The sequence below is a fragment of the Lysinibacillus sp. FSL K6-0232 genome (genome assembly GCF_038008325.1).
In the GTDB taxonomy this organism is placed as follows: Bacteria; Bacillota; Bacilli; order Bacillales_A; family Planococcaceae; genus Lysinibacillus.
Window position 1 is genome coordinate 671,390 of the sequence record NZ_JBBOYW010000001.1, and the last position, 25,194, is coordinate 696,583.

General features: G+C 36.4%; 17 protein-coding genes. 12 read left to right on the top strand and 5 right to left on the bottom strand.

The genetic code is table 11. The features are described 5' to 3' along the window. Positions 1-4 precede the first annotated feature (4 nt). The 7 genes from MHB42_RS03145 (at position 5) to MHB42_RS03175 (ending at position 9,327) form a co-directional block, all read left to right on the top strand. Positions 5-1,411, top strand: coding sequence for an undecaprenyl-phosphate glucose phosphotransferase (locus MHB42_RS03145; protein ID WP_340804332.1), 1,407 nt, complete (start codon positions 5-7; stop codon positions 1,409-1,411). 30 nt (positions 1,412-1,441) lie between these two features. Further along, positions 1,442-2,818, top strand: coding sequence for a sugar phosphate nucleotidyltransferase (locus tag MHB42_RS03150; RefSeq protein ID WP_340808518.1), 1,377 nt, complete (start codon positions 1,442-1,444; stop codon positions 2,816-2,818). 188 nt (positions 2,819-3,006) lie between these two features. Beyond that, complete coding sequence (galU, locus tag MHB42_RS03155; protein ID WP_340804334.1) at positions 3,007-3,891, top strand: UTP--glucose-1-phosphate uridylyltransferase GalU; 885 nt, start codon at positions 3,007-3,009, stop codon at positions 3,889-3,891. Then, the gene (galE, locus tag MHB42_RS03160) at positions 3,888-4,856 is read left to right on the top strand and encodes a UDP-glucose 4-epimerase GalE (protein ID WP_340804335.1); all 969 of its coding nucleotides are present in this window, start codon (positions 3,888-3,890) and stop codon (positions 4,854-4,856) included. Before galU ends, galE begins: the two co-directional genes overlap by 4 nt. Positions 4,857-4,926: 70 nt before the next feature. Then, a complete protein-coding gene (locus MHB42_RS03165; RefSeq protein WP_340804336.1) occupies positions 4,927-6,219 on the top strand; it encodes a glucose-6-phosphate isomerase in 1,293 nt (430 codons plus the stop codon). Then, positions 6,216-7,925, top strand: a complete 1,710-nt coding sequence (locus tag MHB42_RS03170; protein WP_340804337.1) for a phospho-sugar mutase — start codon at positions 6,216-6,218, stop codon at positions 7,923-7,925. Before MHB42_RS03165 ends, MHB42_RS03170 begins: the two co-directional genes overlap by 4 nt. 236 nt (positions 7,926-8,161) lie before the next feature. Beyond that, a protein-coding gene (locus MHB42_RS03175; protein WP_340804338.1) for an IS3 family transposase occupies positions 8,162-9,327 on the top strand; the annotation gives its coding sequence in 2 pieces (ribosomal slippage) (positions 8,162-8,438 and positions 8,438-9,327; 1,167 coding nt in all). A 284-nt stretch (positions 9,328-9,611) separates the two neighbouring features. On the opposite strand, the gene MHB42_RS03180 is transcribed toward MHB42_RS03175, so the two are convergent. The 3 genes from MHB42_RS03180 to MHB42_RS03190 form a co-directional block, all read right to left on the bottom strand. Next, complete coding sequence (locus MHB42_RS03180) at positions 9,612-10,475, bottom strand: DUF5677 domain-containing protein (protein ID WP_340804339.1); 864 nt, start codon at positions 10,473-10,475, stop codon at positions 9,612-9,614. 251 nt (positions 10,476-10,726) lie between these two features. Then, positions 10,727-11,089: a hypothetical protein gene (locus MHB42_RS03185; protein ID WP_340804340.1), complete on the bottom strand. Its 363-nt coding sequence runs from the start codon at positions 11,087-11,089 to the stop codon at positions 10,727-10,729. Between the two features lie 286 nt (positions 11,090-11,375). Next, positions 11,376-11,813 (bottom strand): VOC family protein, encoded by a 438-nt coding sequence (locus tag MHB42_RS03190; RefSeq protein ID WP_340804341.1) that lies wholly within the window; start codon positions 11,811-11,813, stop codon positions 11,376-11,378. A gap of 218 nt (positions 11,814-12,031) precedes the next feature. On the opposite strand from MHB42_RS03190, the gene MHB42_RS03195 reads away from it, so the two are divergent. From MHB42_RS03195 to MHB42_RS03210, 4 genes are all read left to right on the top strand, one after another. Further along, the gene (locus MHB42_RS03195) at positions 12,032-12,886 is read left to right on the top strand and encodes a HipA domain-containing protein (RefSeq protein ID WP_340804342.1); all 855 of its coding nucleotides are present in this window, start codon (positions 12,032-12,034) and stop codon (positions 12,884-12,886) included. Then, positions 12,883-13,638 (top strand): HIRAN domain-containing protein, encoded by a 756-nt coding sequence (locus MHB42_RS03200; protein WP_340804343.1) that lies wholly within the window; start codon positions 12,883-12,885, stop codon positions 13,636-13,638. The genes MHB42_RS03195 and MHB42_RS03200 overlap by 4 nt, the downstream gene beginning before the upstream one ends. Positions 13,639-14,039: 401 nt before the next feature. Then, entirely contained in the window at positions 14,040-15,944 is a 1,905-nt protein-coding gene (locus MHB42_RS03205) for a copper amine oxidase N-terminal domain-containing protein (protein ID WP_340804344.1), read from the top strand. A gap of 68 nt (positions 15,945-16,012) precedes the next feature. Then, the gene (locus MHB42_RS03210; protein ID WP_340804345.1) at positions 16,013-18,505 is read left to right on the top strand and encodes an S-layer homology domain-containing protein; all 2,493 of its coding nucleotides are present in this window, start codon (positions 16,013-16,015) and stop codon (positions 18,503-18,505) included. A gap of 435 nt (positions 18,506-18,940) precedes the next feature. On the opposite strand, the gene MHB42_RS03215 is transcribed toward MHB42_RS03210, so the two are convergent. Next, positions 18,941-20,197: an HlyD family secretion protein gene (locus MHB42_RS03215; RefSeq protein WP_340804346.1), complete on the bottom strand. Its 1,257-nt coding sequence runs from the start codon at positions 20,195-20,197 to the stop codon at positions 18,941-18,943. Next, positions 20,194-20,871 carry a hypothetical protein gene (locus MHB42_RS03220; RefSeq protein WP_340804347.1) on the bottom strand — a complete coding sequence of 226 codons (678 nt, stop codon included), beginning with the start codon at positions 20,869-20,871 and terminating at the stop codon, positions 20,194-20,196. Before MHB42_RS03220 ends, MHB42_RS03215 begins: the two co-directional genes overlap by 4 nt. Before the next feature lie 309 nt (positions 20,872-21,180). Here MHB42_RS03220 and MHB42_RS03225 point away from each other — a divergent pair, with 309 nt between their 5' ends. Next, on the top strand, positions 21,181-25,155 hold the full coding sequence (locus MHB42_RS03225) for a cell wall-binding protein (protein WP_340804348.1): 3,975 nt from the start codon (positions 21,181-21,183) through the stop codon (positions 25,153-25,155). Positions 25,156-25,194 lie beyond the last annotated feature (39 nt).

A 25,194-nucleotide genomic window follows, 5' to 3' on the forward strand; every position in this document is an offset into this window, starting at 1 on the left:
AATAATGATAAGGGGAAGAGAATCACTCCTAACCAAATTATATATTATAACGGATTTACTAGTAATCCAAAGCGTGTTTTTTTTAACATGGGTTCTACGTTTTAACTTTCTAGGTGGTGTTGTTACTGAAAGGGTTTCGTTTGAAGATTATTTTATATGGAACTTGATCTTTTCTGTAGTATATGTGATAGTCGGTTTTTTTATGTCGTTATATATATCGAAGCGAAGAAAAAACTTTACTAGTGAAATGATAAAAATATTTCAAGTGAATTTCTTTAGTATGTTTATTATGTTGAGCTTACTATTTTTATTCAGAACTGTAGATATATCTAGGGTATTTTTGTTCATTTATTTCCTACTAAATGTGAGCTTTATAATCTCTTATCGTTTTGCTGTAAAAAAAGGATTATGGAGGATGCGAAGAAGTGGTTATAATAAGCAGTTTATTGTTGTGATTGGTGCAGGGGCATTAGGTAAAAAATTTGCTAAAACTGTGATGGAGCGCCAAGAGTATGGATTTGAAATATTGGGTTATTTAGATGATCGTAAAAAATCTATGAATGAAAAGGATGTGGCATCTCGACCTATATTAGGAAAAATTGAGCAACTAGAAGAAATTATTAATGATAAACTAGTAGATGAAGTAGTCATTGCTTTGCCATTAACAGTTTATAATAAGTATGGTAAAATCATTGCGATATGTGAGAAAACTGGGGTACGTGTTTCGATTATTCCAGATTTTTATGATATTTTACCAGCAAATCCGAACTTCGAAAAATTTGGTGATTTTCCAATTGTAAATGTTCGTGATGTTCCCCTAGATGATTATGTAAACAGGTATTTAAAAAGATTATTTGATATAGTCTTTGCCTTAACAGCTATCATCGTTACTTCACCACTACTGTTATTTATTGCAATAGGGGTAAAACTTACTTCTAAAGGTCCAATATTATTTAGGCAAGAAAGAGTGGGCTTAAATAGAAGGACTTTTAATATGTATAAGTTTAGGTCTATGAGGCATGTATCAGAAGATATTTCAAATACACAGTGGACAGTAGAAAATGACCCTAGAAGAACCAAGTTTGGAACATTTATTAGGAAAACAAGTTTAGATGAATTACCTCAATTTTTTAATGTATTAAAAGGAGATATGAGTGTAGTTGGTCCACGACCAGAGCGACCTTACTTTGTTGAACAATTTAAAGAGGATGTTCCGAAATATATGGTAAAGCATCAAATTAGACCAGGTATAACTGGGTGGGCTCAAGTATGTGGTTTACGAGGAGACACTTCAATTCCAGAACGTATAAAACATGATATATATTATATTGAAAATTGGACATTATTCTTTGATATCGAGATTATTTTTAAAACAATTATAAATGGATTCATTAATAAAAATGCCTACTAAATTTAAACATACAGAAAGAAGATGAATGATTTGGAACTAATTTTATTATCGGGTGGTTCGGGCAAAAGACTTTGGCCGCTATCAAATGATTCAAGATCGAAACAATTTTTGAAAGTTTTACCTGGAGATAAAGAGCTTGAATCAATGGTGCAACGAGTTTGGAAACAATTACAAAGCACACATCTAAGTAATTCAACAGTTATTGCGACAAGTAAATCTCAAGTGGACATGATTCAAAGCCAATTAGGGTATGAAGTACCTTTAATTATTGAACCAGAAAGACGAGATACATTTCCTGCTATTGCACTTGCAGCCACTTATTTATATTCAGTGAAAAATATAGATTTGAATGAGGTAGTAGCTGTCTTACCAGTAGATCCATATGTAGAAACAGGCTTTTTTGAAAAAATAAAGGATTTAGATTCAGCTTTAAGATCTGTAAATGCTGATTTAGCACTAATCGGTGCGTCACCTACATATCCATCTAGTAAATATGGCTATATAGTGCCTGCTCACTCTGGAAAAGAAGATATTGTAGAAGTAAAGAGTTTTAAAGAAAAACCTTCAGAGAGCGAGGCTGAACAATTAATTCAAGAAAATGCCTTATGGAATTGTGGTGTATTTGCATTTAAATTAGAGTATTTAATTTCACTTTTAAAAGAAAAGAATTTACCAATAGATTATCATGTTTTATTAGAACGATATAGTGAATTAGAGAAAATTAGTTTTGACTATGCAGTAGTAGAAAAAGCTAAAAACATCATTGCATTACCATATTATGGTACTTGGAAAGATCTTGGTACTTGGAATACATTAACTGAAGAAATGGGCAACAATGTGATTGGTAAAGGTATTTTATGTGATGAGTCAGTAAATACCCATTTAGTAAATGAATTAGATGTTCCTGTTACAGTGATTGGTTTAGATAACGCAATTGTTGCAGCAAGTCCAGACGGTATTTTAGTATCTGATAAACTTTCAAGTCCTAAAATAAAAGAAATATTAACAGGGTTTGAGCAACGACCAATGTATGAAGAACGACGTTGGGGATGGTATAAAGTTTTAGAACATACTAAGTTTGATGAAGGTAATGAAGTACTAACAAAAAGAATTTGTGTAAATGCAGGAAGTAATTTAAGCTATCAAAAGCATTATGCACGTAGTGAAGTTTGGACAATTATTAAAGGTGAAGGTTATTTTGCTTTAGAAGACAAAATTGTCAATGTAAAATCAGGCGATGTTTTAGTTATTCCAGTAGAATCGAAACATGGTATTAAAGCAGTAACAGAGTTAGAGTTTATTGAGGTGCAAACAGGCGATCAACTTATCGAAGAAGATATTGTTCGCATTTTTATGACATGGGAAGAAGTCGAAGAACATTGTAATGTAACTACGAATTCTAAATAAAAAACTTTATTTTTCTTACTTTAAGAATTAAAGCTTAAAGTAGTAGAGTATTACTGTTATAAACATTTTAAATAATATAAGCTTTCTACTGAATACTTTTTATCGAGAGTAAGTATCTAAGTAGAAAGCCTTTTATATTTTAATATAATTGAAATAATTTATGAGAGTTTGTTATGGAGGGATAGCTTGTGAAGAAAATACGCAAAGCAATTATTCCAGCAGCTGGATTAGGTACTCGATTTTTACCTGCCACAAAAGCAATGCCAAAAGAAATGTTACCAATTGTTGATAAACCAACAATTCAATATATTGTTGAGGAAGCAATTGCCTCTGGAATTGAAGATATTATTATTGTGACAGGAAAAAATAAACGTGCGATTGAAGACCATTTTGATAACGCTTGGGAGCTTGAAACGAACTTAATGGAAAATGGTAAATTGGACATGCTAAAAAAAGTACAAGCATCTGCTGATGTAGAGATTCATTATATTCGTCAAAAAGAGGCGCTCGGCTTAGGTCATGCAATTTGGTGTGCCCGTAAGTTTATTGGGGATGAACCGTTTGCTGTATTATTGGGTGATGATGTGGTGAAAAGCGATGAGCCATGTTTGAAGCAGCTTATGAATCAACATGAAAAAACTTTTTCAAGTGTTATTGGAGTACAGGAGGTTTCTGATGTAGATGTACATCGTTATGGTGTGATTGATCCTGTTAATACCACTGAACGTTTAATGCAAGTGACACAGTTTGTAGAAAAACCCGATTTAGAAGATGCTCCATCAAATTATGCAATTATTGGGCGTTATGTGTTAACACCTGAAATTTTTCGCTTTTTAAATGAGAAGAAAAAGGGGAAAAATGGAGAGATTCAATTAACAGATGCTATCGAATCATTGAACAATATTCAAAGAGTATTTGCTTATGCTTTTGAAGGACATCGTTATGATGTAGGGGAGCAATTAGGCTTTATTGAAACTACAATTGATTTTGCTTTAGAACGTGATGATTTACATGAGGGTGTAAAAGCATTAATTTTACAAAAGGCGAGAGAGTTAAGTGGTGAAATATTATGATTCTAGTTGTGGGCGGTGCAGGCTATATTGGTAGTCATTTTGTGAAAGAGTTGGTGAAATTTCAAGATGTTGTTGTGTTAGATAACCTTAGCACTGGGCACCGTTGGGCTGTTGATAACAGGGCTGTTTTCGTCGAGGGTGATTTAGGTAATACAACAACAATTCAGCGATTGTTTCATACTTATAAGATTGATGCTGTTTTACATTTTGCAGCATTTAGTCTAGTGGCTGAGTCAGTAGAAAACCCATTAATGTATTATGAAAATAATGTAGTTGCTACTTTGAATTTATTGAAGACAATGAAGAAAAATGGTATCGATAAGTTTATTTTTTCTTCAACTGCTGCAACATATGGTATACCAAAAGTTCCACTTATTGAGGAAAACACGCCAACGAACCCTATTAATCCTTATGGCCGTTCTAAGTTGATGGTTGAACAAATACTCGATGATTTTGCAAAAAGTTATGGTATGAAATATGTTGTTTTACGTTATTTTAATGCAGCTGGTGCGTATGAAACAGCTGAAATTGGTGAAAGTCACTCCCCAGAGACACATTTAATTCCGTTAATTTTAGGACATTTATTAGGACAACGGGATACAATTTCAGTTTTTGGTACGGATTATGATACACATGATGGGACTTGTATTCGAGATTATATTCATGTCACAGACTTAGCAAAAGCACATTTATTGGTCTTGGAAGGGTTATTGAATGGTAGAATTACGAAAACTACATATAATTTAGGTAATAGTCACGGTTATTCAGTAAAAGAAATTATTACTATATGTGAACAAGTGACTGGTAAAAAGGCTAAAATCAAATATATGGATAGACGTGCCGGTGATCCCGCAAAGCTTGTTGCAGATTCAAGGAGGATTTATGAAGAATTAGGATGGCAGGCACAGATAGATATAAAAGGTATTATTGAAAGTGCATGGGCGTGGCATCAAAGGCAACTCTGAAAATAGCTTTTCTAACAACTCTATGTAATACTGAGAATATCTTATTCACTGAAAGAAATGAGGGCTTTATTTGTGTAGTAAGGAGATTGTTAAAATAACATTACCCAATTGTTCGTTAGACGAGCAAACTATACTAACTTATAAAGGTCGTGTAAGGGAAATTCATTCTCATATACTACAACAAAATTCAACAGGATGGATTGACTTTCCTATACAAAACAATGAGAGTTTGTTAGATTCCATCAACTATATCGCAAGCGAAATTAAAGCTTGTGCGGATGTGCTGGTTGTGATCGGGGTTGGTGGTTCTTTTTTAGGGGCGCGTGCAATTCAAGAGGCATTGACACCATACTTTGGTTTAGCTAAGGGCGGCATTGAGGTTGTCTATGTAGGGCTGAATATGAGTGGTGCTTATATAAAAGAGGTACTTGCTTATTTAGACAGCAAGCAGGTGTATGTGAATGTGATTTCAAAGTCAGGTGGCACGATGGAGCCAGCGCTTGCTTTTCGTGTTATGCGTTTATATATGGAAGAGCGTTATGGTGACAAGGCGAAAGAGCGTATTATCGTGACAACGGATGCAGAAAAAGGTATTTTGAAAGGAATTGCTGATAAGGCTGGTTATCGTCAGTTCGTGATTCCTGATGATATTGGTGGACGTTATTCTGTATTAACGGCTGTTGGATTATTACCTGTTGCTGTTGCTGGAGTAGATATTATTGAATTAATGGATGGTGCTCGACATGCGGCAACAGAGCTGGCGCAATCTGATTTAGCGTTTAATGATGCTTATCAGTATGCAGTGATGCGCCATATTTTACATGAGCAAGGCTATTCAGTGGAGCTTTTGGCTTCATTTGAACCAGGCTTAAGTAAATTTCATGAATGGTGGAAGCAGCTTTTTGGCGAAAGTGAAGGGAAAGACCGCAAAGGGTTGTATCCTTCAACGGTCAGCTTTTCAACAGATTTACATGCTATTGGACAGTATATTCAAGATGGCCGTCGTATTATGTTTGAAACATTATTACATTTCCATGAGATTGAGGGAGATATGGCCGTTCCTTATGATGCGCGTGATGAGGATGGTCTTAACTATTTAACCAATCGTACATTTAATGAAATCAATGCTATATCAAAGCAAGGTACAGCACTTGCCCATGCAGAGGGCGATGTACCTGTTATTCAAATTGAATTGCCAAAGCTAGATGCCTATCATCTTGGCTATTTAATTTATTTCTTTATGAAGGCTTGTGCTATGAGTGCTTGTTTATTAGAAGTAAATCCTTTTGATCAGCCTGGTGTGGAGGCATATAAGCAAAAAATGCTGGAATTATTGAAGGTAGAAAAGGTGGTAAAAGAGTGAGCGTGCAACAATTATATAAACAATGGCTACAGCAACCATTGCCTGATTACTTAGCAACGGAATTAGCAGAGATTGCTTCTGATGAACAGGCTATTGAAGATCGATTCTATCAATATGTATCATTTGGGACAGGCGGTATGCGAGGTGTGCTAGGTGCTGGAATAAATCGTATGAATATCTATACGATCCGTCGCGTGGCAGAGGGGCTTGCTTGTTATATTATGTCTAATGGCGAAGAAGCTAAACAGCGAGGTGTGGTCATTGCTTATGATACACGCCATTTTTCCTATGAATTTGCCTGCGAAACTGCAAGTGTACTAGGCGCACATGGCATTCGCTCGTATGTATATACGGAAGCTAGACCAACGCCTCAATTATCATTTACTGTTCGACAATTAAATGCCTATGCAGGTGTTGTAATCACAGCAAGTCATAATCCAAAGCAATATAATGGCTTTAAGATATATGGTGAGGATGGTGCACAGCTTACACCACAATTTGCGAATGAAATTGTAGCTCATATGGCAGAAATTGATGATATTTTTGCAATTGAAGCGGCGACATTATCTAAGTTGGAGCAACAAGGAACTTTTACATGGCTTGCTAATGATTTAGACCGGGCTTATTTAACAGAGCTTTTAACATTAAAGAGTAACGATGCGATTGATTGTAATATAAAGCTTGTTTATACACCGTTGCATGGTGCGGGATTAGTACCTGTTTCTGAGGGCTTGCGAGCATTTGGCTTTCAACAAGTATATCTTGTAGAACAGCAGGCAGTACAGGATGGTGCTTTTCCAACTGTACCGTATCCAAATCCAGAGGAGTCAGAGGCATTTGAGCTAGCGATGAATCTTGGTGAACAGGTAGGCGCAGAGTTACTGCTAGCAACGGACCCTGATGCAGATCGGTTAGGTGTAGCTGTGAAAAATGGCGAGTATTATGAGCTTTTAACAGGGAATCAGCTGGGTGCATTACTGTTACACTATTTATTAGCTACAAAACAGCAGCAAGGAGCATTACCTCACAATGGCGTAATGCTGAAAACGATTGTGACCTCTGAGCTAGGTACACATATTGCCGAAGCATTTGGTGTTGCAACAGTCAATACATTAACGGGCTTTAAATATATTGCTGAAAAGGTTGCGGAATATGAGAAAACAGGAGATTTCACATATTTATTTGGCTATGAGGAGAGTTATGGCTATTTAATTGAAATATTTGTACGCGATAAGGATGCTGTTCAAGTGGCATTAAAGGTTGCTGAAATGGCTGCTTTCTATAAGACAAAGGGCTATACATTGCTAGAGCAACTAGAGAATTTGTATAAAGAATTTGGCTACTACAAAGAGGCACTACTTTCTCAGCAATTCGAGGGCAAAAATGGGCAAGTAAAAATGCAGGCAATATTACAGCGTTTGCGTGATAATATGCCGAGAGAGGTAGCTGGTCTAACTGTATCATGTGTAGAAGATTATTTAGCTAGAACAGCTACATTTGTAGATGGCACGGTAGAGCAGCTTACATTGCCGCAAGAAAATGTCTTAAAATTTATACTAGCAGATGATTCATGGATTGCCATTCGTCCATCTGGCACTGAGCCAAAATGTAAGTTTTATATTGGCGCTGTTGGAGAAACAGCTGAACAAACAGAGCAAAAGCTTGAGCAGTTAAAGCAGGCTGTAGTGGCGATGGTACAATTCTAAAAAATGCTTCTTACTTGTTAAATATGTTAATGGACCATTGGTTTATTTAAAAGAATATTTACTACTGCCATAAAGATACCTCATGAAACGTAACTGATGGTATCCTCGAATTTCAGTAAAAAAAGTAGCGTAAACTGTAGATATAGTGGACTAACCTAATTTTATAAGACAACATAAAACACCTTCGAATGGGGCATATTGGAAAATATGTACAAATTATTCGGAGGTGTTTTTGCATGGGCAAAAATGTATATTCATCGGAAGTTAAGTGGGCAGTAGTAAAAGAAAAATTAAGTGGTAAGTTAACAACGAAACAAATCATGGAGAAATATGATATTAAAAATAAATCACAGGTTGAGACATGGATGCGTTGGTATAAGAACAATGAGATTTATCGTTTTGATCAACCGATTGGTAAACAATATACTTACGGACATGGACCAGAAGGACAATCGGAAACAGATAAAATAAACCGTAAAATGATGCATTTAGAAATGGAGAACGAAATCTTAAAAAAGTTTATGGCAATCGCAAAGGAGTTGAACGTAAAGTAGTATTGCCAACTGTACAGAAGCTTAGTGAAAAGTATACGGTGACGATGATTCTGAAAGTGTTAAAGATTCCACGTTCTACGTATTATCGCTGGTTAAAAGAAGGAATTAAAGATAAATTAAGTGAAACTGAAATCATACTGATAGAATTATGTAGACGTACAAAATATCGAAATGGGCACAGGAAAATCAAGGCGTTATTGAAGAAGGAATATCATATAGAATTAAATCGAAATACGGTACAAAGCTTGATGCAAAAACATAATCTACAGTGTCGTATTAAACGCAAGCGGAGGTGGAAATCGCAAAGTGGACAAGAAGTAATTGTACCGAATATATTGGCTCGTAATTTTATCGCAGTAAGTCCGAATGAGAAATGGGTAACGGATATTACGTATATTCAATATGGTAGTACTACTCTTTATTTAGCAACTATATTAGACCTTTATAACAATGAAATTATAGCTTATAAGTTATATGACCACCAACAAACACCATTAGTAATGGACGTGTTGAAAGAGGCTTTAAAAGTACGAAATTATCCTAAAGGCGTCATTGTACATTCAGATCAAGGTAGTGTCTATACTTCTTATGCTTATCAAAACCTTATAAAAGAAAGAAATTTAGTAGGAAGTATGTCTCGACGAGGAAACTGTTGGGATAATGCGGTTATTGAGTCATTTCATTCAAACTTAAAAACAGAAGAATTCCAATATACTAAATTTAATTCACTAAATATCGAGGAGGTAAGAGAACGAATTGATGCATATATCAAATATTATAATGAGGAACGAATTCAAGAAAAATTAGGCTACTTAACGCCTATTGAATTTAGTCGTCAAGTAGCCTAAAACAAATAATTCGGTTAACAACAGTATGTTCGGTTAAAAGGAATCTTAAACATACATCGAAGAACGGCTTTACATGGAGTGGCGGGCATGATAGCCTAGTTGGGCAAAGCCAGCTCTATCAAGCTGGCGCTATGGCTCAAGAATTATGCCCGCAGAGGCTCCATGTCAAGCCACTAGAGCATAAATAACATTATTTAATAAAAAGGTGTTTTATGTTTGTCTCAAATCACTAGGGCAGTTCATAGTTACGCTACTTTTTTATCTATTATAATCAACTACATATTTTACGTAGTTGTGTTTTTCAAATTTTTAAGGTCCCTACTGAATTTTTGAATAGCTTTATCATTAGCGTTTAATAGCATTAAAATTAGTTCTTTATTGTCGTCACTGCATGGTAGAAACTTTAGACTATGCTGTATAACCTCTAATACGATTCTACTCAAAGCATATAAATCAATTTCTTTTTCAGTAGATTTTTTTCCAGAACGACTTTGTATAGAGATGTTTTGAGAGCCATCCACATGGTAGTAACTAGCTACTTCTGACAGGTTTAAATGAACCTCATTAGAATATAATCCATATAGCTTTCCGTATTTTGGATTTAGCTTTTTTAAATATTTTATACAATCTGTAACCTTTTTACGTTTTACTTCTTCTTCATCTTTCGCCTGTAATAAAAAACAAGCCCAAGACAATTGCTCATATATAACTCGATAAATTGAGGATACCTCAATATAGTAACCAAACTTCAACATAATAACGGCACTTTCAAACGATGCAATAAGCCGTGAAAGACAGCCTAAAAATAAATAATGCCATGATGGTAGTTTGTCATTTTTGGTTAATGTCACAAAGGTTTTAATTGTTAACGTAACCATATCAACACACTTATCCTTGTTTAAATCCGTGTGAGGAATGCGACCCATATTTTGATAAGCATCTTTATCGAGAGAATTCAGAGCTTCTTCAAAAGGTATTTTTTGCGTATAAGAAAGAATTGCTGCTGCCATATGTATATGAAAGTCTACACTACTATCTGTAGGAAGGGCATACAGCATGCCATCTAAGGAATACGGCGTTATTTTAAATATTTGGTTATCTTTATCTAATGCTCTTTCGAAAAACTCTGCATTAAGTGATTGGACCATAACGTGTTCCTCCATTCGTTTAAAGTGATCATATTTATTCATGAAAAAAGCGAAAACATTTCTACCATAATAAACGTGCTCGCTTTGGGTTATTTACTACTAATGTTGATACCCTTCATTTGCTAACATCTGTACACGTTCTTCAAAGCTCATGACTCTATGTAGCTCGTGTAGCATCTAAAGGTAGCCGAATTCATCGCTAAATATAGCATTGGCTATGCCGAAATCAGGCGTTTTTGTGACGGAATGGATTAGCCCTTTTCCTTTAGGTTTTTCCCATCTGCAAATTTCCACTCTAGATAGCCATTAGGATAAGGAGGACCATCTAAACCTAGTGAAAAGGCAACTGTACCACTAGGCGTTCCAAAAAGAGGCTGCTTTACGATATAGCCGTTAGCTATTTCTTCAAGGCAACCTAGCCTTGCAAGCTCTTTAAGATTTTTTATCATCCATAAATCTTCCATTTGATTTTTTGATAGGATAGAGTCAGGTAAAATTGTTATTCTTTGATAGCGTGTAGCATCTTTATCATAGTATCCTTTTACTTTGCCATTATTTAAAAATACGTTTGGTTCTTTTGATGGTACATCCGCTGGCTTTACTGCTAAGCGCATACTAACACCTCCGATTGTTTTACTTGTCTTAGAAGCATTTCACTTTTATTGGAATATCTATCGTTGTTCTGCTGATCATCTGAATAAAGCATCTTGATATGTAAAATTTATATGAATATGTGCCTCCTTATCTATAATTTACCAAAATAAGTGAAATTATAAAATGAATTTTTATCTACTTGATTTTTAGATACTCTCAAATGATTGTATTGAATAGGTGAAGTATTCAATGGAAATACATACAAAAAAGCGAAAACCCCAAAAAAGGAGTTTTCGCTTTCTATTTTTAATGTTGATTTCCTTCGTCTGCTAAAATTTGTACGCGCTCTTCAAAGCTCACGACTCTATGTAGCTCGTGTAGCATCCAAAGGTAGCCAAATTCATCGCTAAACATAGCGTTGGATATGCCGAAATCAGGCATTTTTGTGACAGGCTGAACTTCTTTGCAGCCTGCATTTATTGCTTTTTCATATGTTTCAGCGATATTTGGTACTAAAATATTAAACCAAATTGGCTTTGGATCATCTGGCTTCGGAGCAATCATTTGGTATTCAGGATTTTCATCTAACATATGGAATCGTACGTCGTATAGCTTAAATATTACTTCATTCTTTCCAGGTGAAAAATCTGTTACCTCGACACGTTCAATATCAAAAATTTTCTCATATAGTGCTAATGCCTTTAAACTATCTGTGACAACCATATCAATTTCAACGCCAACCATCTTTAACACTCCTTCTAGAAAAAATTATATTGCTATCGTTAGCGTAACACATTTTTTATTGTTTATGCAGTGAAACGAGGATTTTATTGTTGTTATTCTACATGGAAACAATCAGTAAGATGTTGTATTAAGTTGGTTCATATGTGCCAAATGACAAATGTGTACATATTCTATATACTTATAGATAATAATAATTTTAGTTGAAGGAGCGATAATAAATGATTGATACTTCGCTCTGGAAACGAGATGAAAAAAGCCAAGCTTCAGGAACCCGAACAAAGTTTTGGCTACTCGAACCAGAAGCTGATCAACAAAATATTACAAAGTACCTTTTTAAAGTGCCTACCCAAGGAACTGGCGGTCACTGGGCTGAATTTGTTGCAAGTAAAATTGGTGCCCAGTTGGGGTTTAATACTGCTGAGGTAGAATTGGCAATGCATAAAGGTGTTATAGGTACAATTTCTAAAAATTTTCGAATGAGGACAGAGGAATTATATGAAGGTGGTGACTTATTCCTAGCACAGTTTGAGAATTTTCAAAGACATTCTTTAATTGACTATGAATTACCCCATATTATAGAGCTTCTTGGTGCATATGATTTAGAGAAAAGTTTTGTTGATATTCCAATTTTTGATGCGTTGATTGCTAATAATGATCGGCACTGTGATAATTGGGGGCTTTTAAGCAGTTCTAAAGGGTATCGCTTAGCTCCTATTTATGATAATGGCTCCTCTCTAGGATTTAATGAAGTTACTGAAAAAAAACAAAAGATGCTGACAGATGTTTATATGCTTGCTGGTTTTTGTAATAGGGGTAGACCAAGTATCGGGTTACCTAATAGAAAACGACCTAAGCATTTTGAATTACTATCGTTTCTTCATACATGTTTACCCTTAGAATTGGAAATGGCCATAGCAAAGATCCGTAAATTGAACGAAGAGATGATAGCTACAATTGTTCATAATATACCTGTTGACTTAATGAGTGATTTAGATAAAGAATGGGTTATTCGTCTTTTAATGTATCGGAAAGAGTGGATAATTAATTGGTATGAAGGGAGTGAAAAAGTATGAGAAAGAGACCGTTTGAGCTATGGTTAATTTGGCAAAATAATGAAACTCGTCAACGCTATCACGTGGGTAGGCTATTTCATGAAGATGGTGTGTATATTTTTTCCTATGAAAAACATGGCTATAGAAGAAAGTTAGACGAAGCTATGGACAATGGCTATCGACCTCATTTGGCATTCCCAAATACGGATAAGGTTTATACCTCTCATACATTATTTGGACCGTTTGCGCGCCGATTACCAGATTTTCGGAGACCTGATTATACTTCAGTACTTCAGGAGTTAGGGCTTTCAGCAGAATGCAGTGAAATGGATGTCTTGCGAGCTACAGGCGGTATTTTGGCAACAGACTCTTATGAATTTGTTTCACCAATCATTGTCGAAAATAATGTCTTTGCTTTTGATTTCTTTATTGCAGGCTGGCGTTATTATGATGGCGAGCAGGTAATGAATCAACTACGAGCGGGAGATATCGTCGAACTTGTAGTAGATCCTGAAAATAAGCAGGATCATAAAGCTGTTATTGTAATGTCGATAAATGGAAATAAACTAGGTTTCATTCCTGCCTTTTATAGCGGCTGGATGCATGAAGTGATTGGAAAGAACTGTAGCTACCAAGCGAAAATTGAAGCTATTCATCCTCAGGCAGCCCCACATCGTAAAGTGAATATTTCAATTTTAGGTGAAGTAAATCAATCCGTTAATATTCAAAAAGTATTGAATGACAAGGACGAATTACGAGTAGTGATGTGTTAAATAGTCATAACTAAATCTTTATAATAATTTATACAAAAGCTGATTTGTACTTTTTTAGTACAAATCAGCTTTTTTCGTTGGATGAAAAATAAAGGTTACAAAGGAATATTAATCATTAAAGAATTTAAAAACATGTAACTTTTTAGGTTGATTATCAGTCTACTTTTAAGAGAATAGTCGGCTATACTAGTAAAACATTCACTCATATATAGAGCTTAATAAGTTTGGTAGAAAATGTTCATGCAATGCTAGAAAACTTTTTGTACTAACTAAAGCTTTTGAAGGAGAGAAGTTAGCACTCTAGTACCGAATTCTATTCTTTTCGGCAAAATCCCACATTTTAGGTTTTTTTCGTGTTAAGATGATAAAGACTATTTGAATGTGAAAAAAAGGAGATTAGAATGTTTAAGAAACTAAAGACTACATGTATTGTAACAGCAGTTGCTTTGGCTACAATTTTGCCAGGACAAGCGTCTGCATCAGCTTCTGGTAGCAAGGGGATTCAAATAAAAAATAATGTATCAATTACGGTGAATGGAGAAACGCTTAATGTCTATGATCCTATCTTAAACAAGTCAGATTTTTTACTATTACCAATGCGTGCATTATATGAAGCAGTTGGTGCGAGTGTATCTTGGGATAAGGAAACGTTGACAGCATCAGCTTATCGTAATGGTAAAACTGTTGATTTAACAATTGATTCAATGAAGGCTCTAGTGGATGGTCAAGAAATTGGTATGGATGTTGCACCGTTTATGTATAAAGACCGTACATATATGCCATTGCGTTTTGTGAGTGAAAACTTTGATGGTATTGTTAATTGGGACGAGGCTACTCAATCGGTAGATATTACATTATCAGATGATCAGCCAGTAGAACAGCCACAACGACCACAGGAAGACCCGTATATCTTACATATCAATAATAAACGTATTGTCATGAAAGATTCGATTGTTACAAAGGAAGGCAGAACTTACTTACCTGCAAGCTATATCCATGATTATTTAGATGGCTCCACTGGTACATGGCTGCCTGATGGTTCCTACGAATTACAGATTGGCGGCACGAGCTTTATTTTCACAGATAATAGCAATCAGGCATTGATTAACAATGAAGCTGTCACAATGGCAGAAAAGCCATTTATTCAAAAAGGAAAAATGTATGTGCCTGCTAAGTTTCTTGTGGATGCATTAGGTGGAAATTTACGCTATATCACAGAAAAAAAAGAAATGTATATTTATGTTTATAGCTATATGTACACAAGTCCGTTCCTTGAAAAATCATATGGCTCAACATCATTCCCAACAGCTGTTCCATCAGCACAAATAGAAGGGGATCGCGATTTACTAATTAGTGATAATCCTGAAACATTAAAGCGTAAGTTTGTACCATTAAACAATGCAACGCTTGCACAATATGAAGTAAAATCGACATCTACAACGAATAAGCACCGTATCTTTGGCTGGCATTATAATCAGCTTGGAACAGATGTAAAATTAGGCATCACTGTTCAAAATACATCGAGTGCAGATAGTATTCGCATCGAGGACTCAAGAGGTACTAGTCAAAAAACGGGCAATAGCTGGGTAGGGCATGATATTGGCTTAACAATTGCTGATGTAGTATTAAATGATAGATTAACTAAGTCAGAGAGTAGCGGTATCGTTATTGCACCAGGGGAAACAAAGGTTATTGAAACATATGATTTACATTTGGATTATATTATCGGCTTTATCCATGATTTAGATATTCAATCGGTAAACGGTGGCAAGCCAGAATATACAATTCGTACTGTACTAACAAAGGATAATAGCGATCTAGCAAGCATTAAAACAGAGCAGGTTGCGATTGATGAATATGCGAAGCATCCACGAGGTGTATGGCCAAGCGCTGCAATTAAGGCTGAGCTACCAGCTTATACAGTGGATTCGCCAGAGGTAGGCTACAATATTTCAAATGGTAGTACAGACCATTTACAAACAGCCGAAAACTCAAAGTCAACAGTAAATGGAGCAGTAGGGAATCCAGGCCACTTTGGTGTGAACTATAAGGTTGATATTCCTATTGACAATCCAACAGGCACTAACAAAACGATTAAATTAAAGCTAGCTGGTCGAGGCGGCTTATATAGTGGTGCTATTAAGGTAAACGGTGAAGTATATTTAGTGCCTTCTTTACGAGTAGGGGCTGAATATGTAGAGCTACCTGATATTAAGGTGAATGGCACAAAAGATAAGATTGAATTAGAAATCATGCATGCTGGTGGCGTTAATCTTCCAGTAGCAATCTATGTAGAAACAAAATAATAAAGCACTTGGCACGCGTCATAGCTATGATGTCGTGCCAAGCTTTGAATTAATATGGAGTGAAAAAATTGGCAAGAAAACTAGTAATGATTGTTGTCGTCATGTTTGTTTTGATGCTAGCAGTTAGCCCTATGAATGGACAGGCAGCCACTTTAGGTAATAAAGTCAGCGAAGTGAAAAAAGAAGTATCGCCACAGGTCACACATATACAGCAAAGCTATCAATCAGGTTCTACGCGTCAGTTTGTAAATGTTTTAGATGTAAACTTAAATAATACATATACAAAGCTAGAAATTGGTATGCCGAATCCTATTAATTCCTTAAAAACAACAACAGCAATGGCTAAGCAGAATACAACTGATGGTCATCGTGTTGTTGGTGCTGTGAATGCTTCTTATTTTTTAGGCAATGGTATGCCTGCAAATCTATTAGCAGAAAACAATGAAATTATTAACTATGGTATTTTAGGAGATTCCTACGATAGCCCAACACAAAAGCCAGTTGCTTTTGGTCTATCTAAATCTGGAAAAGCAATAGCAGACTATTATTCTACACAATTATCTTTCCAAGTGAACGGTAAAAACTATCCTATTGATTTAATTAATAGTGAAAGAGGCACAAATAAAACAGTTTTATATACACCTGAAAAAAGAGCAACAGGTACAAATAATTGGGGTATTGAAATTGTTGTAACAGGTGCAAGTCAAGATACAAGCTCGCTGCATTTCGGGGACCGTTTCTCAGGTATGGTTTCCCATATTACAGCCTATGGTGCTGAAGGAAATTCCACTGTACCAGCAGATGGCTTTGTTATTTCTGTGCAAAATAAGGAGCTAGCAGCAGAGCTAATAAGCAGTATATCAGCAGGTACAACTATTGATGTAAGCCTAACGATTGATCAAAAATGGATGGATGCGCAATTTATATTAGCAGCAGGCCCAATGCTTGTACGAAATGGCAAGGTGGATATTTCAATGCCAACGAATTCAGGCTTTGCTTCAACACGCAGTCCGCGTACAGCAGTAGCGATTGATGCTACAGGTACAAAGGTATCCCTTGTTACAGTGGACGGTCGATTAAGTGGTCATAGTAATGGTGTAAACTTATCTGATCTAGCATCTCATTTAATTTCAATGGGGGCATCCTCAGCATTGAACTTAGATGGTGGTGGCTCAACAGCAATGGTTGTACGTAATCCAGGCGGCTATTTTGCAAATCTTGTTAATAAACCATCAGAGGGCAGTGAACGCCGAGTATCTGCTATTTTACAGGTTGTGAATACAGCACCGCCAGGACAAGCTAAATCGATTACATTAAGCAGCGTGAATCAGGTGATGAAAGGTTCATCTGTAAATATGCAGGTAGCAAGTGCTTATGATCAATACTTGAATCCAATGACAATTAATCCAGCAAATATGACATGGACAGTTGAGGGCAATATTGGACAGATGAACGGTGCAACCTTTACAGCTACACAAAAAGGTGAAGGAAAAATTATTGGTGAATATCAAGGCATCCGCACATCTGTACCTGTGAAAGTTGTAGATTTAGCTGAAAAGCCTATTTTACTAGATAGCTTTGATAATGCTTCAGCTTGGACAGCAGAGATTGCAAAGGCAAAGGCATCTTTAGCCAGCTCCAAAGAATATGCTAGACAAGGCACTGCTAGTATGCAATTAAACTATGACTTTACCGTAGCAGGGGCAGGCACAAAAGCTGCCTATATGGTTGCCAAATCGCCAATCGCCATTTCAGGTCAGCCTAAAAATATCGGTGTTTGGGTATTCGGTGATGGTGGCAAGCATTGGCTACGAGGTGTTGTCATCGATGGCACAGGAACAAAGCAAACAATTGATTTCACAAGTCAGGGCGGCTTAGACTGGCATGGCTGGAAATATGTAACGGCTGATATTCCAAGTAATTTACCACTGCCATTGAAATTTGATCGCCTATATGTAGCACAGCCAGATGCTTCTTTACAAAAGAACGGTCAGCTTTATTTTGACCAATTACAGGCTGTTTATAAGGATAATCACGAGGAATTAGTGTACACAGATGTGGCTAAGGGACATTGGGCATTTGCAGATGTTCAAAGCTTATATGATGAGGCATTAATTAAAGGTTATTCAAATGGTACATTTAAGCCAGAAGCATCTATTACACGTGCAGAGGCAGCAACGATTATTGCACGTGCGCTTAATTTGACAACAACAAAGAATTCAAGCTTTAAAGATGTAGGCAAGAGCCATTATGCATATAGTGCCATCGCAGCAGTTGAGCAGGCGGGCATTATTAAAGGGCAGGCAGCAGGGAAATTCAACCCGAATGGACAGCTATCACGTGCAGAAATGTCTGCAATTTTAGCAAGGGCCTACCAATTAACAGGCACAAGCCAAGTAAGCTTCAAAGATGTGAAGTCAACGCACTGGGCATACAGCAATATTCAAGCGCTTGTTGCAAATGATTTAACAAGCGGCTTCCCAGACAATACATTTAGACCAGACGCCCAAATTACCCGCGCCCAATTCGCAAGCTTCTTAAATAGATGCCTAACATTATAATAACACTAACCCCCTGTAGACGAACTACAGGGGTTTTTAGGTGAGTGATTAAGGAAGGTGAATACCCGCGCGAGTAGAGCAAATACCCGCGAATTAGAGATCAATACCTGCGGAGCAAAGAAATACCCGCGATCAAGGAGAGAATACCAGCGGAGCCAAAGCAAACACCCGCGAATCGAAGAGCGATACCCGCGGAGCAAAGAAATACCCCCCAAGCAAGGAGCAAACACTCGAAAATCCAAGCGTTCACTCCCTATTAAAAGTAGCACCTAAAAAGGAAGAGGCTAGGACATAACTCATTTTATTGAGAAAAATCAAAAAATGAATGTTATCTTTGTGATTTATTAAAGTATATGTGTTCTAATAACGCAAAAAAATGTTAGACCAAACTTGTAAATGGTCTAACATTTTTTCTTTTGTCCCAGCCTCTTGTATTTAGAAAACAATATATTTAACATACTGCTGCCATGTTAAATCTTTAAAGTGGCTCCATTGGATTTTCTCTACAGGCATTGTGCGGAACGTATAGGCAGCAATATTACGCGGCTCATTAGAAATCATTGGTGTTCCTTCCTCTAAAAAGTCCGTAAAAATTGCTGAGTTTGCCGTGTTGAATTCCACATTAATAGTCATTAAATGGATTTTTCCATCTGAATCAATTGTATAGAGCTTTTTCTTACCATTTTTCGTTGTTGTTACCCATGATTTATCGACTCGATAAGAATCAAAGGCTTCATTCACAATAATCGAAGCTTTCCCAGTTGTTGAAAATGGAATATCCTCTAATAAGTCATCCTGCTGTAATAGCACTTCATAATTAGTTGGCTGCGGCAAAGTGGCTGTTTTTGCAAGCTCTTGTGCCCATGCTGTGTCAGCATTTGTAGGAATCGCTTGTTTCTCGATAACAATGCCTGATAATGAATCCTTGACATGCTTCACCTTTAAATCAACCGTTTGACCCTCTTGTACCTTCTGCCATTCTTTTTCAGATAAATAGGCATACATCGCTTTTTCAGAAGAATAAATTTCAATTGTCAGTGTTCCTGCTTCTTCTTTAATGGCAGATACGACACCATCTATCGGGCTAATAAGTCCTTGACGCGCTTGGATTTCTACAATTTGTGCCTCGATAACCGTAATTTGACGATTTGTTTCCGCAATATGTCGATTTAACAAGGCAATTGCTGTCGATGGTGAATTTTGCTGAGCCAGCTCAAATTTTAGCGTAACAGACAAATTATCATCAATTTGGTCTGTATCAATAGAGCTTTTTGGATCAGCATCATTGTAATCATCCTCAATTAAATCAAGCGCATCCTCTAAATCACGTAATTCAGTTTCATAGGCAGCAAGCTCTGATTCAAGCTTTGTTAGCTCATCATTTATCTCATCCTCTTTATAGGTAGCAAGTAAATCGTTCATCATCACCTCTTGGCCACGCTTTACATTGACAGCTGAGAGGCTTGTTGCATCGGCAGAAACAGTGTACATTTCAGCTGGTGCAACAATGGCGTCCTTATTGACACGCTCTGTATGTGTGCCAATATGAGCCTTTTGAAATTCATCAATAAAATAAGAGCGTGCTACAACGCTATCATCCTTAAAGACAAAATAAGCATTTATACCGATGATGAGCATTCCCAACAAAATGGTGATGCTTGTCCATGGTCTTGCTTTGATAAATGCCATCATCCTAACCCCCTAGCAATCCATTCTTTAATTGGTAGCACACTAATCATGCCAACAAATAACGCCATAAATAGTTGCACACCAATAAGTTTAATGATTAAAAACTTTCTACTTGCCTCTTCCTCCCATTTTGATAGGAATAAATATTGTACAACAATAATAATAATCGTTGTGACAGTGATTTGATTAATTGTAAATAACACAAAATCTGTTTCCATCACTTGCAAGGCAAGAGGCGTCAATGAAAAGAAAGAAAACATTGTTGTATAACCGACTGCATAGAAAACAGCAAATAAAATCGCTTTTTCAATCAATAAAAAGGCAACAACATAAAGCTGAACTTTTTTAACCCATGTATAAGGAATATCGGTTAATAGATGCAAAATATATGTAACACCGTAATAATGGAAGCAAAAATAGACAATCGCCCATAAAACAGCACCAAGCATTGACAGTAATCGTGCTACATAGTATTCATTTTGTAAATCTGTTGCGAATAAGGTCGTTAAATTTTCTGTGCCCATCCCCCAAAACTCACGAGCCGCGAATAATAGGACAAAAAAGATGAAAACTGTAAATACACGTTTTTTATATCCAGTAATCTCGCCTTCTTCGACGATGTTTGTAAAGTAAGTTGGATTTTTTAAGCTATGCCAAAACTTATAATGATAAAACATAAACAAGCGTCCTTTCCTCCAAAATAATCAATATCAAAATTGTAGTATACACTCTATAAAGAGATTATGACATATAAAGATTACTAGAATCCGTCAATATATGTCGAATTTAGATAATACTATTGTATAGTATAATTGAAATAACTTCCTGTTTTTCTTGCTACTAATTTTGAAAAATTACTTTTGATGCTCATAATTTTGTAAAAGTAATAGAATGGCTTGAAAATTTATTATTTATTCCGATACAAAAGTAATGATTCGAAATGAAAATGAACATAATCATTTTCCTATATATAGAAAGATGAAAGGGTGGTTCGATTGAATCGAAAACTAACGGCAGGCGTTATAACGAGTCTTTTACTAACAGCACCTACAGCTATAACAAATGCCCAGGAAAATGATATACAGCCTCGCACAGAACAGGTTGCTCCTATTGTTACAGTAGCAGCAGAAACAGCAAAAGAGCAAATTCTTGCTCGCTTTGGCAAGCTATCCGAAAGCTCAACAAATGATGAAATGGTACTGGCAAAAGAGGACTTAATTATTGTACAAAATTCAGGTGATTTTGCTGAGGAACAAGAATTAATTGAAGCGAAATATAACTATATAATGGAGCAACGCCGATTACTAGGTGAGCTAAAAACGATTGGAAACAGTATTAATGCTATCTCGCATTCTAGTAAAAGCTTTTTCACGGATGTCGAAAGTGCTGCAATAAAATATAGTGAATTTTTAGGGGATACAGCAACAGAAGATTCATATTTATATGTACAAAACCAATTCCAACAAGTTCTTGCTGCTGCATTGGCAGATGGCAAAGCGAACCTTGTTGCAACAATTCGAGGTACATCTCTACAGTATGGCTATGACGAAACTGCACGTAATGCCTATTTTAAAGGTAAAGGAGCAGATATTGACAAGCTAAAAAAATTACAAGCAGATGCAGAGAAAACACAACAGGCTGCAGATGAATTAACTGCATTTGTAACGCTGTTAGAAAACGGAGCTCCTATTGCAGATATTTCTACGGCAGTAAACAAGGTGGCAACTACTTATAATGCATTAACAGCAGATCAAAAGAAAGTGATTGCAGCATATAATCCAAGCAATGCTGCGGTAACACCTTATAAGCAATATACAGAAACGCAAGCCAATATAGCTTCTGCCAATAAAGTTGTGACAAGCATTACGGAATTGAGCAATAAAAAGCCTGAGGATTTTAAAACAGCTTCAAACTTTATTAGTGCTGTAGCTGCGATTGAAAAAGCCTATAATGCGCTTGATGCAAATTTAAAAAATTGGGTGACCAATTATGCGGAGCTTGAGCCATATAAGCAAGCAGCGGATATTGCTAAGCGAATTTCAGCATTGCGTGTATCAAGTGATGCTACATATCGTACAGAAGTGAATGAGCTTGCAACACAATATGAGCAATTATCCGATAAAAAAAGCTTTGTCAAAAATGCAGCTGATTTAAATCAGGCTGTGGTCAATATAGCTGCTGCTGTATCGATTGAAACGCTTATTACAAATATTTCAACAGCTCCAAATAAAGTTGATGCTATTCAACAAGCACGTGCAGCCTATAATGCGCCACCCTCTGGCACTGCCAAAGATGTTAAAAAAATCGTTAATAATGCAGCAGAGCTTACAAAATGGGAAAAGGATTACAAAGCTTCCTTAAATGTCAATAAGCTAATTGCTAATTTAGACCCAGCATCCAAAACCTTCGAAAAGAAAACGATTGCTGCAAAGGCTGCCTATGATAAGCTAGCAGCGGAAGAGCAGCTATTCGTTCAGGAAGCAGCAAAGCTTACGTTATTTTTCAGCTATGCGAATGCCTTGAAGCAGTTAGGTGACTTAAATCCAACGGCAGCAAACTATACTACAAAGCTGGCAGAGGTGAAAACAAGTGTTGCTAGCTTAGATGCTACAGGTAGCGAGCATAAAGAAGCACTGGATGCAATCAAAGCACAGCTTGAGGCAGAGATAGCAGCTTTTGAAAATGAAGATGTGGCTGTTGCGGCAGTGATCGCTCAAATTGACGCATTAAGTGGCTCATCAAAGTTAGTGGAAGATATGCTAGCGGCACGTACAGCATATGACGCATTACCATCGTCAACTGCTAAAAAACGTGTAACAAATATAAAAATTTTAACAGACTTAGAGAAATCGCATAAAGCGGTTGTCAATGTTGTGTCACTATTTGAAAAGTTGGATACAAGTGCTAAAAACTATTTATCCAAAGCAAAATCAGCCTATACAGCCTACGATAAGCTTGCTGCAGCAGATCAAGCGTACGTCAAAAATTATAATGGCTTGAATGACGTTGTAAGAGTAACAGCTGTTGTAGTACAAATTAATGCCTTAAATCCATCGAAAAAAACATATAAAGATGATGTAAAGGCAGCAACAGATGCGTATACAATTTTAGATGTAGCACTTCAGGAGCAGGTTGTTAATTATACAGATTTAACAAAGGCACAAGGCTATATTGATACAGCGAAGGCTTTTGATGAACGTATTCTAGCGTTAGCCAATGAAAATCCTGATACATTTGTGACAACAGTGGCTACCTTATCTGCGGACTATAAGGCAATGGATAAAAATGCGAAAAAGTTAGTGGAGCAGGCAAAAACATTAGCGGCTTATGAAAAAGATAATAAGACGATTATAAAGGTGATTCAAATGATTGATGCCTTAGACCCGACAAGTAAGGATTATACAAAGAAGGTGCTTGCTGCACGCAAGGCTTATAATGGGCTTGATGAAGTAGCTCAAAAGCGTGTAACCAATTATGCAAACCTTACTGCTGTTGAAGATGTTGCTTCATTAATTGGTCTTATTTCTTCCTTAAAGCCAACAAGTAAAACATTTTTAGAGGATTTAAAAACAGCGCGTGAGCTATATGATGCATTGCCAGAAGCAAAGCAGCAGGCAATTATTAATTATGATGCACTTGTAGCGGCAGAAAATGAGCAAACAACGGCAGCGGGTGTTATTGCGTTAATTGAGCTGACTGAGGAGCAGGATGCGGATTATTTAACAAAGCTGATGAATGCGCGAGTAGCCTATGATCAACTATCATCAAATCAAAAGAAATTAGTGACAAATATTAAAGATTTAACAACACGCGAAAAAGCTGTGAAGCCCATTTTAAAGGTCATGGTACAAATTAATGAATTAGACCCTGAAGCGAAAAACTTTGTAAGTAAAGTAAATGCAGCACGTAAGGCTTACGATAAGCTAACAAAGGATCAGAAAAAATATATTGATAATATTGATGCGCTGCTAAAATATGAGCCTGTATCAAATGTGGTGGAATTGATTAGCAAGCTAAAATCATCAAGCAGCACATTCCTGCAAGATACATCACGTGCACGCTCCCTTTATGATGCACTTCCTGTGGATATGCAGCAGTATGTGACAAATTATTACTTATTAGAGGCAGCGGAGGCTAGCATTTTAGGTGCGGGTAATGTGATGCAAATGATTACAGATTTACCGTCTGTTGATCCAAAGCAATATGTAAAACGTGTACAAGAAATTCGTGCAGCCTATAATGCTTTACCAAAGGATCAGCAGCGAGCTGTCCAAAATTATAAAGTTTTACAGGAGCAGGAGAAGCTTGTAAAGCCTGTGATAAAAGTTGTTGAGGAGATTGATCGACTATTCACAGCGAAGGATATGAATAGCCAATATCAAAAGATTTTAAAAGCCTATGATAAGTTAAATGCCGATCAACGTCGTTATGTCTATAACGATCAGCTATTGCTATCATTAGACAATGTTATTAAAGTTTATAACAATATTGCCAAGCTAAATCCAAAGGATAAGTTTTACTTTGGTATGGTGGAAGCGGTACGTAAAGAATACGATAGCCTAAATTCAGTAGATAAACAGCGCATTTCTAATTACTCGATATTACTAGATGCAGAGAAAAGCATGGCTGATGTGAAGAAGGTTGTAGAGATGATTTCAGCACTTTCGCCAACCTCTGTCACATATATAGAGGATGTGGCAAATGCTGTTGCTGCCTATAAAGCATTGGACTCTAAAGTACGTGGGCAGGTTATTAATGAGGATGCGCTGAAGCAAGCTGAAAAAGATGTAGCGGCTGTACTAAAAGTTGTGCAAGCAATCGGCAATATTGATCCAGATAGTTCATCCTTTGAGAAAAAGGTGCTAGATGCTCAAAAGAAATATAGTGCCCTATCATTGGAACAGCAGGATTTAGTCTATAATTACCGCATTCTAGATGAATATTTAAAAATGATACAATAGTACGACAGAAAAGGAGTTTTCCCGACATGATTTACGGGA